This window comes from Mycobacterium sp. MS1601 (assembly GCF_001984215.1).
In the GTDB taxonomy this organism is placed as follows: domain Bacteria; phylum Actinomycetota; class Actinomycetes; order Mycobacteriales; family Mycobacteriaceae; genus Mycobacterium.
Window position 1 is genome coordinate 3,446,086 of record NZ_CP019420.1, and the last position, 14,149, is coordinate 3,460,234.

At 67.7% G+C, this 14,149-nt stretch carries 13 protein-coding genes; 9 read left to right on the forward strand and 4 right to left on the reverse strand.

Annotation, left to right across the window (positions count from 1 at the left end; translation table 11 throughout):
* Positions 1-14: 14 nt before the first annotated feature.
* Complete coding sequence (locus BVC93_RS16795) at positions 15-2,000, reverse strand: MMPL family transporter (protein WP_236949996.1); 1,986 nt, start codon at positions 1,998-2,000, stop codon at positions 15-17.
* A 54-nt stretch (positions 2,001-2,054) separates the two neighbouring features.
* On the opposite strand from BVC93_RS16795, the gene BVC93_RS16800 reads away from it, so the two are divergent.
* Positions 2,055-2,525 (forward strand): MarR family winged helix-turn-helix transcriptional regulator, encoded by a 471-nt coding sequence (locus BVC93_RS16800; RefSeq protein WP_083738468.1) that lies wholly within the window; start codon positions 2,055-2,057, stop codon positions 2,523-2,525.
* Here the strand turns inward: BVC93_RS16800 and BVC93_RS16805 are convergent.
* A complete protein-coding gene (locus BVC93_RS16805; protein WP_083738469.1) occupies positions 2,512-4,068 on the reverse strand; it encodes a Na+/H+ antiporter in 1,557 nt (518 codons plus the stop codon). The genes BVC93_RS16800 and BVC93_RS16805 overlap by 14 nt on opposite strands.
* A 73-nt stretch (positions 4,069-4,141) precedes the next feature.
* Between BVC93_RS16805 and purT the strand changes: the two genes are divergently transcribed.
* From purT to BVC93_RS16830, 5 genes are all read left to right on the forward strand, one after another.
* Positions 4,142-5,455: a formate-dependent phosphoribosylglycinamide formyltransferase gene (gene purT, locus BVC93_RS16810; RefSeq protein WP_236949997.1), complete on the forward strand. Its 1,314-nt coding sequence runs from the start codon at positions 4,142-4,144 to the stop codon at positions 5,453-5,455.
* Positions 5,452-5,904 carry an Rv0361 family membrane protein gene (locus BVC93_RS16815; RefSeq protein WP_083738470.1) on the forward strand — a complete coding sequence of 151 codons (453 nt, stop codon included), beginning with the start codon at positions 5,452-5,454 and terminating at the stop codon, positions 5,902-5,904. Before purT ends, BVC93_RS16815 begins: the two co-directional genes overlap by 4 nt.
* Positions 5,905-5,940: 36 nt before the next feature.
* Positions 5,941-6,354, forward strand: a complete 414-nt coding sequence (locus BVC93_RS16820; protein WP_083738471.1) for a rhodanese-like domain-containing protein — start codon at positions 5,941-5,943, stop codon at positions 6,352-6,354.
* Between the two features lie 37 nt (positions 6,355-6,391).
* Complete coding sequence (locus BVC93_RS16825) at positions 6,392-7,609, forward strand: O-succinylhomoserine sulfhydrylase (RefSeq protein WP_083738472.1); 1,218 nt, start codon at positions 6,392-6,394, stop codon at positions 7,607-7,609.
* 121 nt (positions 7,610-7,730) lie between these two features.
* A complete protein-coding gene (locus BVC93_RS16830; RefSeq protein ID WP_192860017.1) occupies positions 7,731-10,376 on the forward strand; it encodes a helix-turn-helix transcriptional regulator in 2,646 nt (881 codons plus the stop codon).
* Here BVC93_RS16830 and BVC93_RS16835 read toward each other — a convergent pair.
* Entirely contained in the window at positions 10,373-11,227 is an 855-nt protein-coding gene (locus BVC93_RS16835) for an SDR family oxidoreductase (RefSeq protein WP_083738473.1), read from the reverse strand. The genes BVC93_RS16830 and BVC93_RS16835 overlap by 4 nt on opposite strands.
* A gap of 125 nt (positions 11,228-11,352) precedes the next feature.
* On the opposite strand from BVC93_RS16835, the gene BVC93_RS16840 reads away from it, so the two are divergent.
* The 3 genes from BVC93_RS16840 (at position 11,353) to BVC93_RS16850 (ending at position 13,310) form a co-directional block, all read left to right on the forward strand.
* The gene (locus BVC93_RS16840; RefSeq protein WP_083738474.1) at positions 11,353-11,868 is read left to right on the forward strand and encodes a GNAT family N-acetyltransferase; all 516 of its coding nucleotides are present in this window, start codon (positions 11,353-11,355) and stop codon (positions 11,866-11,868) included.
* Entirely contained in the window at positions 11,865-12,983 is a 1,119-nt protein-coding gene (locus BVC93_RS16845; RefSeq protein ID WP_083738475.1) for an LLM class flavin-dependent oxidoreductase, read from the forward strand. The genes BVC93_RS16840 and BVC93_RS16845 overlap by 4 nt, the downstream gene beginning before the upstream one ends.
* A 108-nt stretch (positions 12,984-13,091) precedes the next feature.
* On the forward strand, positions 13,092-13,310 hold the full coding sequence (locus BVC93_RS16850) for a hypothetical protein (RefSeq protein ID WP_083738476.1): 219 nt from the start codon (positions 13,092-13,094) through the stop codon (positions 13,308-13,310).
* A gap of 37 nt (positions 13,311-13,347) precedes the next feature.
* On the opposite strand, the gene BVC93_RS16855 is transcribed toward BVC93_RS16850, so the two are convergent.
* Entirely contained in the window at positions 13,348-14,091 is a 744-nt protein-coding gene (locus BVC93_RS16855) for an MBL fold metallo-hydrolase (RefSeq protein ID WP_083738477.1), read from the reverse strand.
* Between the last annotated feature and the right edge of the window lie 58 nt (positions 14,092-14,149).

Sequence of the window (14,149 nt, forward strand, 5' to 3'; positions counted from 1 at the left end):
CGTCTCGACGGCGCCTAGGAGTCCAAGTGCGCAGGCCACCAGACGCGCGGCCCGATCAGGGTGAACAGGGCGGGAATCACCACAGTGCGAACCACGAAGGTATCCAAGAGGATTCCCAGTCCGACGATGATGCCCAGCTGCGTCAGCACGATCAGCGGCAGCACGCCCAGCACACAGAACACCGCGGCCAGCACGATGCCGGCGCTGGTGATCACCGCGCCGGTGGCTGACACCGCCCGCACGATCCCGGCGCGGGTGCCGTGTCCCACGGTCTCCTCGCGTGCCCGGGTCACAAGGAAGATCGTGTAGTCCACCCCGAGTGCCACCAGGAACAGGAACGCGAACAACGGGGTGCTGTTGTCCAGTGCGGGAAACCCGAAGGCGTGCACGCTGAGCCAGCCACCCAGGCCCAGCGCGGCCAGTGAGCTCAGTACGGTCACCGCCACCAGAAGCACCGGCGCCACCACCGCCCGCAGGAGAAGCAGCAGCACCGCAAGAACCACGGCCAGGATCGCCGGGATGATCACCAGGCGGTCACGCACGGCTGCGTCGCGGGCATCCAATGCCTGGGCATCGGATCCGCCGACCAGTGCGCCCGAGTCCACCGATTGCACCGAATCCCGCAGCGCGACAACGGTGTCGAAGGCCTGGTCGGTGGCGGGCGCGGCGTCGAACACCACCGACCACCTGGTGAGCCCACTTGCGGACCGGCCCGCCTCGGTCACCGAGACCACGCCCGGGGTGTTCTCGATGGCAGCGGTCAGATCAGCAGTGCCGATGACGGTGGCCGGGTCGGTCAAACCGCTGGGGAAGTGGGCGGCCAACGTCTCGAATCCGCTGACGGATTCGGCCTTCACCCGGAACTGCTCGGTCTGTGAGAGGCCGATGTGCACGCTGATCAACCCGCAGGCCAGTACGGCCAGTGCGGTCACCGAGGCTGCCAGCACTTGCACCGGACGGCGGGCCACGGCCGCAGCCACACGGTGCCAGGCGCCGGAGTCCACCAAGTCGGGGCCGCCGGTGTGGGGGATGAACGGCCAGAACAACCGCACCCCGCACAATGCCAGCAGCGGTGGCAGCACCAGAAGTGAGAACACCGCTGCCACAACCAGTCCCGATGCCGCCTGCAGACCCAGGCTGCGGGTGCTCGGCGACATCGCGAACAGCAGGGTCAGCAGTGCCAGCACCACGGTCGCGTTGCTTGCCACGATGGCGGGGCCTGCTGCCCGCACCGCGGTGCGCAACGCCGAGCGGTGGTCGGTGTCGCGGTGCAGTTCCTCGCGGTACCGCGAAATCAGTAATAGCGCGTAATTGGTGCCTGCGCCGAACACCAGCACGCTGGTGATCCCGGCCGTCGACCCGTCGGCGGTCAGTCCTGCCAGTGCGGTGACACGTCCGCCGACCACCGACCCCAACCGGTCGGCGAAGGCGATCACCACCAGCGGTACCAGCCACAGCACCGGGGATCGGTAGGTGAGGATGAGAAGCAGCGCCACCACGGCCGCCGTCACCGTGAGCAGGGTGATGTTGGCGCCGGCAAAGGCGTTGGCGATATCGGCCCCGAACGCGGGGCCGCCGGTGACCTCCGCGCGCAGTTGTGGAGGAAGGCCGTCGGTGGTGGTCTGCCGCAGGGTGCTCACGGCGTCGTCGAGGGCGAAACCGGACAGGTCACCGTCGAGTGGAACCACCGAAAGGGCTGCCTTGCCGTCCTCGGAGAACATCGTGGCTCCGGTGGCCGCGCGGTCGGCGGCGTCGAGCACACCACCGTCGGTGCGGGTGATGACGATGACGGCGGGCGCCTGGTCTCCGCCGGGGAACTCGCCCGCCAGTGCCGCGGCGCGGGCCGATTCGGCGGTGTCGGGCAGTGATACCGGCGATTGATCGGCAGAGGAATCGCTCCCGGCAAGACCCATGAAGGCGCCGGACAGCAGGGTTATGGCGAGCGCGAGGATCCAGGAGCGAGGGGAGGTCACCAGATCCGCCAGACGATTCCAGCTCATGAGCATAAATATTTCAGTCACTGAACCATTTAGCAAGTGAACTATGCTCACGCCATGACCGCGCGAGCTCAGCTGGAGGGATTGCTGGCCGCCGACGTACGGGCGCTCTCGGCGGAGTCGGAACAGATCGGCCGCACGTTCGCCGGGATGCACGACCTGTCGGCCACCGACTTCCGTGCCCTGGTGCACGTGCTCGTTGCCGACGACGCCGGAGACCCGTTGACGGCCGGCGAACTTCGCAGGCGGATGGGCCTGACCGGCGGCGCCATCACCTATCTGGTGGAGCGCATGATCGCTTCGGGCCATTTGCGCCGCGAGTCCGACCCGACCGACCGGCGCAAGGTGATCCTGCGGTACGACGAACACGGACTGGCGGTCGGCCGGGACTTCTTCACTCCACTGTCAGAGCACACCCGCGCCGCGCTGGCCGAGCTGCCGGAGAGCGACCTGGCCGCCGCGCATCGGGTGTTCACTGCGCTGGTCGCCGCCATGCGTGAATTCCAGGCGGGACTCACTGCCGATTGAGCGTGGCCTCTTCGAGGTCCAAACCATGCAACAGGGTGCGCAGCACCTCGTCGTCGATGCGGTCCTCGTCGCGTTCCCGAATCAGCGCAGCCCGCTCGGCGGCCAGCATCTCCAGCCGCAGCCGGCGAAACACCGCGGCCGGCTGCTCATCCAGGTGTTCCTGCCCGCGCCCGCGGGCAGTGTTCCACCGACGCAGCACCTCGGCGGCTCGCTCGTTGAGCTCCGACCACTCACCGCTGCGGCGTTGCTCCTCGATCAGCTGGTCCAGGCGCTCGGCAGCCGCGGCACTGGCCCGGGCCTGCGCGGCGGTCGCTGCCAGAGCGTCGGTCCGAGCTTCATCACTCTGCACACCGAGAGCGCGGATCAGCCACGGCAGGGTCAGCCCATGCAGCAGCAGTGTGCCGATCACCACCACGAAGGTGAGGAACACCAGTTGCGGTCGGCCGGGGAATACGTCGCCGGACAATGTCGTGAGCGGCACCGCGAACGCCGCGGCCAGCGAGACCACCCCGCGCATCCCGGCCCACGCCACCACGAAGACATGCGAGGCCCGGGGGCGGGTGCTTCGTCGCACAAGGACGTACCCGCACAGGAACACCCACACGATGCGCACCACGATCACGGTGGCCAGCACTCCGAGCGACGCCACCAGCAGGGTGGCCGCCGAGATCCCCGCTAGCTCACTGATCACCTTCGGCAGCTGCAGTCCGATCAGCAGGAACGCAAACGACTCCAGCAGCAGCTGCAGCGCCTTCCACACCGCGTCGTCCTGCAGTCGGGTGGCGTAGCCGGCGTGGGTGGAGCGTTGGCCCACCACCAGTGCCGCTGCCACCACGGCCAGCACGCCGGAACCGTGCAGTTCCTCGGCGATCAGGTAGATCAGGAAAGGGGCCACCAACCCGAGCGCGCTCTCGGCCAGGGGATCGTCGAGCCGGCTTCGGGCCATATCGATCGCCCGCCCCAGCACCACACCCACCAAGACCCCGCCGACCACCGCGAGGACAAATGTGCCCAGCGCGCGGTCCCAGCTGGTCGCGGTGCCGATGGCCGCGGCGAGCGCCACCTTGTAGGCCGTGAGCGCGGTGGCGTCGTTGAGCAGTGATTCCCCGCCCAGCAGGGTCATCATCCGGCGTGGCAGGCCGAGTCGGCGGCCGATCGCCGTGGCCGACACCGCATCCGGCGGCGCGACGATGGCGCCCAGGGTCAATGCGGCGGCCAACGTCAGATCGGGCACCAGCTCGTAGGCCACCACCCCGACGGCGAAGGTGGTGACCAGGGGCAGACCCACCGCCAGCATGCCGATGGAATGCTTGTTGCGGCGCAGGTTCACAGAGGAGCTCTCCAGGCCCGCCGACCACAACAGCGGCGGCAGCAACACGAACAGCACCAGGTCGGGTTCCAGGGTGATCATCGGCACCCCGGGGATCAGCCCGCCTGCCAGCCCCACGATGACCAGGAGCAGCGGCGACGACAGGTTGTGGCGTCGCGCCAGCGCCGCCACAATCACTGCGGCCACCAACACCGCCAACGTCTGGGCACCCATGTCCGACCGACCTCCTCGAGCCCGCAACCTATCCTTGGACGCACAGCATGCAGGACAGAGCCAGGAGGTGCCCGTGAGCCAGGGGGGTGTACCTGGAGCTGACGGCGACGAGTCCGTGCCCGAGATCGACACCGATCCCGAACTGCGAGCCGACACCGACGACACCGACGAGACGGTCGCGGAGGAGACCCCGCAGGTCCGCCAGGTTCCGACGGTGCTGTTGCTGGGGGCAGGGGAGAACGGTCACGACCTGGTGGTGGCTTTCCGGCGACTGGGTGCGGCAGTGGTGGTCGCAGACAGCCACCCCGATGCGTCGGGGCATTCGGTTGCCGACGACGCGCACGTGGCGGAACTCACTGATCCCGAGCAGCTCTCGGCGCTGGTGGCCGCGGTGCGGCCCGACTACGTGGTGACCGCCACCGACGCGGTGGCCACGGACGCACTGGCTGCCGTCGAGGCGGACGGCGCCGACGTGGTGCCCAGCGCCCGCAGCGCGCGGCTGTCCCTGGACCGCGAGGGTCTGCGACGACTGGCCGCCGACGACCTCGGCCTGCCGACCGCGCCGTTCTGGTTCGCCGATTCGGTGCAGGAACTCGGGGCCATCGCTGACCACGCTGGATTCCCGCTGGTGGTCAAGCCGCTGGTGGCGTTGCCGGGTGAAGGACAGTCGGTGTTGCTGCGTCCCGATGACGTCGAACCGGCCTGGGACCGGGCGGTGTCGGTGGGCGGGCGCTTCACCCACAACCGGGTGCTGGCCGAGACCGTCGTAGAGATCGACTACGAGCTGACACTGCTGACCGTCCGGACCGGCGATGGTGTGCTGCATTTCAGTGAACCGATCGGCCACCGGCAGGTCGACGGGTTCGCTGGTGAGCTGGTGCTGGAGTCCTGGCAGCCGCAGCCGATGGGTTCTGCTGGTCTGGATGCCGCCAAGTCCATCGCCGCCCGCGTGGTCAATGCGCTCGGCGGGCGCGGGGTGTTCGCTGTCGAACTGCTGGTCCGAGGTGACGAGGTGTATTTCTCGGATGTCAGCGCCCGGCCCACCGACAGCGCGATGGTGACGCTGCGCTCACAGCGCCTCGACGTGTTCGACTTGCACGCCCGCGCTGTGCTGGGACTTCCGGTGGACACCATCATGATCTCGCCGGCGGCGGCGGAACTCGTCTACGGCACCGGGACCACCGACGCGCGGAACGTGGTGGCGGGCCTGGCAGCTGCGTTGCAGATCCCCGAGAGTGACGCACGGCTGTACACGAGGCCGGACGGCTGGGCGGGCCCGTCGCGGCGCAGGCTCAGCCTCGGGTTGTCCACCGCCGTCGACGTCACCACCGCGCGGGACCGGGTGCGACAGGTCTCGACGGCACTACGCAGACTGTGGGAGACATGACAAAAACCCCGAAGGAAGAGCCGGAGAACTCGGTCGGAGCCACGCCGTGGCCGTTCATGATCGCCCTCGCGATCATCGTGATCGTGATTGCCGGCATCGTTGTGGTGCGGTTCGTCGAAGGTGACGACATTCCCGAGGTCGACGTGGTGGCCCAGGCGGCCATCGCGCAAAACGATGCGTTGCAACGCGCCGACTACGCGGACTTCACCACCTACACCTGTGCGGCCGAGGTGGGTGAGGAATCGAAAGTGCTTCAAGCGCAGCAGGAGTCGGTGAACTCAAATGGTCAGCGCTACGTGGACGGCGTCTCGGGTGTCACGATCGACGGCGACACAGCCACCGGCACGGTGACCTACCACTTCGACAATGCGCCGGATCACCTGGTGCCCGTTGAGACCACGTTCGCCCGCGAAGACGGGCAGTGGAAGGTGTGTACGCCGGGACAGTGACGCGGGCGCCTGCGCAGATGTGGAAAACTCGCGTCTGTGAGTTATGCAGGCGATATCACTCCCGAAGAGGCGTGGAAGATTCTCAGCGACAACCCTGACGCGGTACTGGTCGACTGTCGCACCGACGCCGAGTGGAAGTTCGTCGGAGTGCCTGACCTTTCCGGTCTGGGTCGCGAGACCGTGTTCATCGAGTGGAACACCTCTGCCGGTACTCACAATGACAACTTCGTCGCCGACCTGGTGGCCGCCGGAATAGAACCGGGTGAGCGCCCGGTGATCTTCCTCTGCCGCTCGGGCAACCGTTCCATCGGCGCGGCCGAGGCCGCCACCGCCGCCGGGATCGCCCCGTCGTACAACGTGCTGGACGGTTTCGAGGGCAACCTCGACGAGCAGAAGCACCGCGGCGCCACCGGGTGGCGTGCGATCGGCCTGCCCTGGGTGCAGTCATGAGTGTCCAGCGAGGCACGAGCAAGGGAGCCGATCGCGCATGAGTGAGGACAAGGTCCCCAGCGTCCGCATCCCGACACCGCTGCCCGACGGGGTCAGCCAGGCCACCATCGGTGTGCGCGGGGGATTGCTGCGGTCGGGTTTCGAGGAAACCGCCGAGGCGCTGTACCTGACGTCGGGGTATGTGTACTCCTCGGCGGCCGACGCCGAGAAGGCGTTCACCGGCGAGATCGACCGCTACGTGTACTCCCGCTACGGCAACCCGACGATATCGATGTTCGAGGAGCGGCTGCGGCTGATCGAAGGTGCGCCCGCGGCATTCGCGACGGCTTCCGGCATGGCTGCGGTGTTCACCGCGCTCGGCGCGTTGCTGAAGGCCGGTGACCGACTTGTGGCCGCCCGCAGCCTGTTCGGCTCCTGCTTTGTGGTGTGCAACGAGATCCTGCCGCGCTGGGGGATCGAGACCGTGTTCGTCGACGGTGACGACCTGTCCCAGTGGGAGCAGGCGCTGTCGGTGCCAACCCAGGCAGTATTTTTCGAGACCCCCTCCAACCCCATGCAGTCGCTGGTGGACATTGCCGCGGTGTCGGAGATGGCGCACGCCGCGGGTGCAAAAGTGGTGCTGGACAACGTGTTCGCCACTCCGCTGCTGCAGCGGGGTATGCCGCTGGGCGCCGACGTGGTGGTGTATTCCGGCACCAAGCACATCGACGGCCAGGGCCGCGTGCTCGGTGGCGCCATCCTGGGTGACAAGGAGTACATCGAGGGCCCCGTGCAGACGTTGATGCGCCACACCGGACCGGCGATCAGCGCCTTCAACGCGTGGACCCTGCTCAAGGGGCTGGAGACGCTGGCCGTGCGGGTGGACTATGCGAACTCCTCGGCGCAGCGCGTGGCCGAGTTCCTGGAGGCACACCCGTCGGTGCAGTGGGTCAAATACCCGTTCCTGCCGTCGCATCCGCAGTATGACCTGGCCAAGCGGCAGATGTCGGGCGGCGGCACGGTGGTCACGTTCGAACTCGCCGGTGGCACCAAGCAGCGGGCATTCGAGGTGTTGGACAAGTTGCAGATCATCGACATCTCCAACAACCTGGGCGACGCCAAGTCCCTGATCACCCACCCGGCCACCACGACCCACCGGGCCATGGGGCCCGAGGGCCGGGCTGCCATCGGCCTGGGCGACGGGGTGGTGCGTATCTCCGTGGGGCTGGAGGGCACCGAGGATCTGATCACGGACCTGGACCGCGCGCTGGGCTGACGTGCGCTGGCTCTGTGTCCCCGGTACCCCTGCCCGGCCCTGGTCTCTCCTGGCCGCATCGTGCGCAGCGCGGCCTGAATAATCCGGCACGCGCGCAGCCTTCGGAGTCTATGCTGAGCGCGTGATCAGCGGTGACGCGCTGACCGGGCGGGACAGTGAACTGACGGCCATGCGCCGTGCGCTCAGCGGGGCGGGCAACTACTCCGGAGTGGTGATTGCGGGTGCCGCCGGAGTCGGCAAGACTCGGCTGGCCCGCGAGCAGTTGGCGCAGGCCGCCGCTACCGGCGTGCGCACCAGCTGGATAGTGGCTACCGCCTCGGCGCGTCCCATCCCGTTGGGTGCCTTCAGCGCAGCCGTGGGCGACGCCGCCACCGAGCCTGCTCCGAGCGTGCGGCGTGTCATCAGTTCGCTTGTCGCCCAGCAACGCACCGGCAAGGTGCTGATCGGGGTCGACGACGCCCATCTGCTCGACTGCTTCTCTGCGCATGTGGTGCACCAGCTGGCGCAGACGCGGGAAGCGCGGCTGGTCGTCACTGTTCGCACCGGTGCCGAGGCCCCGGATGCCATCAAGGCATTGTGGAAGGACGGCCTGCTGGCCCGGCTGGACCTGGAGCCGCTGTCGCCGGAATCCACCAGGGCCATGGTCGAATCCATTCTCGGCGGGCCCATGGATGCCCGTAGCGCGCAACGGTTCTGGAGGCTCACCGGCGGCAACGCCCTGTTCCTGCAACAGCTCGCCAAAGACCAGGCGTCCGCTGGCAATCTCCGTCAGGTTGCGGGTGTGTGGATCTGGCACGGTGGTGTGGCCGTCTCGCAGAGCATGAGTGATCTGGTGGGCACCCAGCTCGACCAGTTGCCACCGGAGCTGGCGCTGGTGGTCGACAGCCTGTCGCAGTGCGAGCCGCTGGACGTGGACCTGCTGACCGAGCTGGTGGGCCGCGGCAACCTCGAGATCGCCGAGCGGATGCATCTCATCACCGTCGAGCGCACCGGCGCCGGACTGCAGGCGCGGCTGGCTCATCCGCTGTTCGGGGAACTGCGGCGGGCACGCGCGGGTGAGATGTATCTGTCGAAGGTCCGTGGCCGGTTGGCGGGTCGGCTGGCAGGTGGCGCCGACAGGGATCCGCAGGCCGTGGTGCGCCGGGCGCTGCTCAACCTCGAGTCGGACCTGCCGCCGGACGCCGAGTTGTACCTGGATGCCGCCCGGCACACCATGCGGCTGCTGGATCTCGATCTCGCCGAACGGTTTGCCGCCGAATCCGCCAAGTCCGGCTCGGCCGAGGCGGTCGAGATCCGTGCGGTCAACCGCTTCCTGGCGGGCAGCGGTCAGGAGGCCGAAGACCTGCTGTGTGAGCTGAGCCGCGACGGCACCAGCGACAGCCACCGGTGGGCGGTGCTGCGGGCCGCCAACCTGATCTGGATGATGGCCGATCCGCACGCCGCAGGAGACATCCTGGCCGCCCTGGCCGCCGGGGCGGAGACCCAGACCGAGCAGATGTCGCGGTTCGCTGTCGAAGCCTGCCTGGACGCGGTACTGGCTCGCTGCTCGGATGCCGAGCAGAAGGCAAGGGCCGCTCTGGATTCCGGCTTGCTCTCGGATCTGGAGCACCTGCTGGCGTCGGTGGCGCTGATGATGGCGTGCGGTGCGCTGGGCCATGCCGAGGACATCACGCCCGTGGCGCTTGCGTCACTGGATCGGGCTGCCACGTCGCATGAGAGCGCGCACATGCGGTTCTGGTTCGGCGGTGTGTACGCCCGGGCGTGCCGGCTCACCGGGCGCATCGAGGACTGCGCACGTGCCGCCGATGTGTTGTCAGAGCTTGCCAGGGACATGCCGGGGCTGGCGTACGCCAACCTGGTGTTCCTGTTGGGCAGCGCAGAACTGATGCGCGGCGACCTGTCGGTTGCGGCTAGGCTTCTGCACGAAGCGCTGGCTGGCGTCGAGAACCACGGCATCACAACGGGTTTGAAGCCGGCATGCACCTTCGCGCTGGCCGAGACGCACGCCAAGCTGGGTCAGGCCAGGGCCGCGGCGGAGATGCTGGCGGAATTGGACAAGGTGGTGCGGCCCGACTTCCTGTTCATGCAGACGGGTCTGGCCATCGCGAAGGGCTGGGCGCTGGTGGCGGGCGGCAGGTTGGCCGAAGCCATCGACACGGTGTTGGCCGAGCGGCGGATCGCCGCGGGGCGTGGTCAGCCCACCCATGAGCTGGCGTGCCTGCAGGCTGCCACCCAGTGGGGCGCCAGTGAGCAGTTGCCCGAGATCGCGCGCCGAGCCCGGGAACTGGCCAACGAACTCAAGTTGCCATTGGCGGATGCTGTTGCCTTGCACGCGGAATCATTGCACCACCGCGATGGCGAAGGGCTGCTGGCCGCCTCTCAGGCGTACCAGGCGGTGGGAGACCGGGCCACCGCTGCCGACGCGGCAGCGCAGGCGGCCGTCACCTTCACCGGCGCTCAGTCCCGCAGCCGCGGGTTGTTCGCGGCGTCCATCGCCGCGCAATTGGCCAAGGACTGTGGCGGGCTGTCCACGCCCGCCACCCGCACGCCGCCCACTCCGACACCGCTGACCCCCAAGCAGCGTGAAGTGGCCGAGATGGTGGTGGCGGGGCTGTCGAACAAGCAGATCGCCGAACGCACCTGCAGTTCGCCCCGCACTGTCGAAGGGCACATCCTGCGGGCCTGCCAGCGTGTGGGGGCATCGTCGCGGGAAGAACTCGCCGAGATCCTGTGCCGTGGCGGGAACGGAAAACCGGCGTCGGCTTAGTCCTCGACCACCCCGACCGCGCTGTGGGCCCGCTTCTCGTAGGCGGCCCGCGCTGCGGTGTCGAACTTGAGGAACACGTCGTCGTTGCCGAACTTCTTAGTCAGCCAGCGCCTGCCCCTGGGCGGGAGCAGGGCGGTGAGTATGCCGACGTACCGCAGCGGACCCGGCACCGACAGGTGGGTGATCTTGGGGTTGTCGAGGGCCTTGATCACGCCGGCGGCGATGTCCTCGGGCTCGACGGGCTTCTGGGCGCCGGTGTTCTTGGTGCCGGAGGTCAGCTCGGTGTTGGTAAACGTGGGCATCACCACGCTGACGTGCACGCCCTGTGGGGCGAACTCGTCGGCCATCGCGGTGGTGAGTCCGACAACGGCGAACTTGGTGCCCGCATAGACCACCTGCCCCGGCAGGGCAAGCAGGCCGGCCAGCGAGGCGATGTTGACGATGTGGCCGCTGCGGCGCTTCACCATCTCCGGCAGCACCAGCTGGCTGCCGGTCAGCACGCCGTAGAAGTTGACCTCGACCGAGGTGCGGATCGCCTGTTCGGTGGCATCGAGGAACGGCCCGATGGGCATCACACCTGCGTTGTTGATCAGGACGTCGATGTGGCCACCCCCGTCGGCTCTGGCCTTGTCGAGGAACACGGCGAAGGACTCGCGGTCGGTGACGTCCACCGGGTAACCGCTGACCTGTCCGAGGCGGTTGAGTTCGGTGACCGATTTGTCTAGGACGGCGACGTCGCGGTCGCCGACGACCACCCGCGCGCCTCGCGCCAACAGTGCCTTGGCGGTGGCCAGGCCGATTCCGCGGGCGGCTCCGGTGATCACGATGGTCTTGCCTCGGATGTTGTCCATGAGGCCGAACTTTACACCTGTCAAGTTTTTGGGGACAAGCTCTCGCCACGGCTTTGTTTCGCTCAGGGTGAGTCGAAGGTGACCCCCGGAATGCATTCGCCGGCGCGGCGTTGGACCCTGGAGTGATGACCGGTCGGGAAGTGCGCTTCGTCCAGGTGGCGCAGGACGACGTGCTGGCCGTGCCGTTGTTGGCCGAGTTGGCTGCCGAGTACTCACAGCGATACGGCGGCGCCGAGGATGCGCACCTGCACAGCCTGCAGAACTACCCCGCGCACGAGTTTGTCCCGCCGCACGGTGGTCTGCTCATCGGAGTGGACGCCGAGGGCAGCCCGGTCACCGGCGGCGCCTTTCGTCGCTTCGGTGACGTGGACGGGGAACCCACCGCTGAACTGAAACGGATCTGGACGTCGCGCAACGCCCGTCGACAAGGGCTGGCCACGATGATGATGGTCGAACTCGAGGCCGAGATCGCCCGGCGGGGCTATCGCCGGATCTATCTGATGACCGGCGACCGCCAACCGGAGGCCGAGGGGCTGTACGCCTCGCTGGGCTATCAACGGCTTGATGCCCCACTGCCGACGCAAGGTCCGGTCTACCCGATTGCCTTTGTCAAGGCTCTGACCCGGGAGGTATCCGCGTGAGCGTGCCCTTGTCGATCCTCGATCTGTCGCCGGTGAGTGCTGGTTCCGATGCGCCGACGGCGCTGCGTAACACTGTCGACCTCGCCCAGCATGCCGAGGTGTGGGGCTTCTCCCGGTACTGGGTGGCCGAGCACCACTTCGTCTCCGTCGCCAGTTCGGCGCCTGCGGTGTTGATCGGCCAGATTGCGGCCGCCACCAACACTATTCACGTCGGGGCAGCAGCGGTGCAGCTGGGTTTCACCACGGCCGGCGCTGTGGTCGAGAGCTTCGGTACGCTGGCCGCGTTCCACCCCGGTCGCATCGACCTCGGTGTCGGCAGGTCCGGTCAGTTGCGCACCGAGGCTCAGAAGAAGCAGACGCCCAAGCCCGTCCCGTCCACCGAATGGCGCGAGGTCGGCGATGTGGTGGTCCCGCCACCGTTCGACGTCGCTGCGTTCCTGCGTGGTGAACGGCTGCGAGCCACCACAGCGCTGTTGCAGCAACCGGAAGCTGTCGCACCGGATTTCGCCGACCAGGTGGCCGACATTCTCGCGATGCTCGACGGCACGCACACGGTATCCGGGTTCGACGTACATGCGGTGCCCGGCGAATGCAGTGGTTTGGTGCCGTGGGTGTTCGGCAGCAGCAGCGGCCAAAGTGCCCAGGTGGCGGGTCGGTTCGGGCTGCCGTTCGTCGCCAGTTACCACATCACCCCGGCCACCGCGCTCGATGCGATCGCGGCCTACCGCAACGCATTTCGGCCCTCGGCTGCGCTGGCGCAGCCCTATGTGGTGGTGTCTGCGGACGTGCTGGCTGCCGACGACAGTGCCACCGCGCACCGGTTGGCCTCCAGCTTTGGGCACTGGGTGTATTCCATCCGCGCCGGTGGAGGTGCGGCGCCCTACCCGGATCCGGCCTCCGTGCCGCCGCTGACCGACGAACAGCGCGCCGTCGTCCTCGACCGCACAGCGACGCAGTTCGTCGGAGACCCTGCCGAAGTGACAGCCCGCCTGACCGCTCTGCAGCGTGTGGCGGCGGCCGACGAGTTGGTGATCACCTCGGTGGCGCACGACCATGCCGACCGGCTGCGCAGCCATCAACTGATCGCCGAGCAGTGGGGTCTGGCCAGCGCGTAGCGGAGTTCGTAGTTATTTAATTGCTATCGCAACTAGATATGGTTTTGCAGCTATTTGTGTGTAATGTGAGACCCGCAGCAAACATGAGCGCGGCCAGAGGGGAGCGGGGTGACTACTTTTCTTCGGCTCCTCGGGAACCTACCTGTCCTGGCATCGGTCACGATCGTCGCATGTGTCGCCGCCGCACTGTGGTTCGGCGGGTGGATCGGCACCGTCGTTGTGGTGGTCGGGGTGTGGATGATGTTCAACGCGGCGATAGTTCTGCGGGCACGCCAGCGTCAGCATGATTGCGCCCCGGTGGGGGAACAGCAGGACACCTGGTCATAGCGCGCGATCCAGTTGCGCAGTGACGCAACGGGTCCGGCTACCGGCGCAGCGCCTGATCGGCCATCTCGTGAATGGGTCCGCGCCAGATTTCGCCGTGACCGGGGATCAACACGTCGGTCTCCAGCTGGGCGAGGGCGTTCAGGCTTCGGGCGCAACCTTTTTCGTCGTGGTTGAACACCTTGTGCAACAACTGCGGGCCGAGCGTGGTCGAGGTGGGATGCCCGGTCACCAGTGCATCGCCGCTGACCAGCATCCCGTCCACCACGTAGGAGCAGTGGCCGCCGGTGTGTCCGGGCGTCGGGATGGCCTGCGGCTGACCCGGCAGGGTGGCCGCGATCTCACTGCTGAACACCTCGGCGGTCGGAATTCCGTCGTGGACGAAGGCCCCCTTGCGGACGATCTCGAGTGACCACGCCAGCCATCGCGGCCGCCAAACCTGCAGAACGACGTCCACCGGCGAGGCCTGCTCGAGGTACTCACGCTTCGCGTGGCCCACCTCGTCGGCATGACAGAAGACCGGGGTGCCGTACTGGGCGGCAAACCAGATTGCGGTACCAAAGTGGTCAATGTGCGCATGTGTCAACAGGATTGCCCGCAGATCGGCGATGTCGTAACCGACCTGGCGGATGGTGGCCAGAACCTCGTCGCGCTGCGCCGGATAGCCGGCGTCGATGAGGATCAGGCCGTCGTCGCCGGTCACCAGTGTCCAGTTCACCAGGCGGGTGCGCGCGAGGTACACGGTGTCGCTCACCTGGATCAGGTTGTTCTCCAAGGCCGCCATGGCTGGGAGTTTAACGGTGTCTGCGGCATCGGTCGGGGCCACAAGACTGCACCGCCGC

Coding starts and splice junctions, on each gene's coding strand:
- BVC93_RS16795 (WP_236949996.1), bottom strand. CDS start 2,000: ATGAGCTGGAATCGTCTGGCGGATCTGGTGACCTCCCCTCGCTCCTGG.
- BVC93_RS16800 (WP_083738468.1), top strand. CDS start 2,055: ATGACCGCGCGAGCTCAGCTGGAGGGATTGCTGGCCGCCGACGTACGG.
- BVC93_RS16805 (WP_083738469.1), bottom strand. CDS start 4,068: ATGGGTGCCCAGACGTTGGCGGTGTTGGTGGCCGCAGTGATTGTGGCG.
- BVC93_RS16815 (WP_083738470.1), top strand. CDS start 5,452: ATGACAAAAACCCCGAAGGAAGAGCCGGAGAACTCGGTCGGAGCCACG.
- BVC93_RS16825 (WP_083738472.1), top strand. CDS start 6,392: ATGAGTGAGGACAAGGTCCCCAGCGTCCGCATCCCGACACCGCTGCCC.
- BVC93_RS16835 (WP_083738473.1), bottom strand. CDS start 11,227: ATGGACAACATCCGAGGCAAGACCATCGTGATCACCGGAGCCGCCCGC.
- BVC93_RS16840 (WP_083738474.1), top strand. CDS start 11,353: ATGACCGGTCGGGAAGTGCGCTTCGTCCAGGTGGCGCAGGACGACGTG.
- BVC93_RS16855 (WP_083738477.1), bottom strand. CDS start 14,091: ATGGCGGCCTTGGAGAACAACCTGATCCAGGTGAGCGACACCGTGTAC.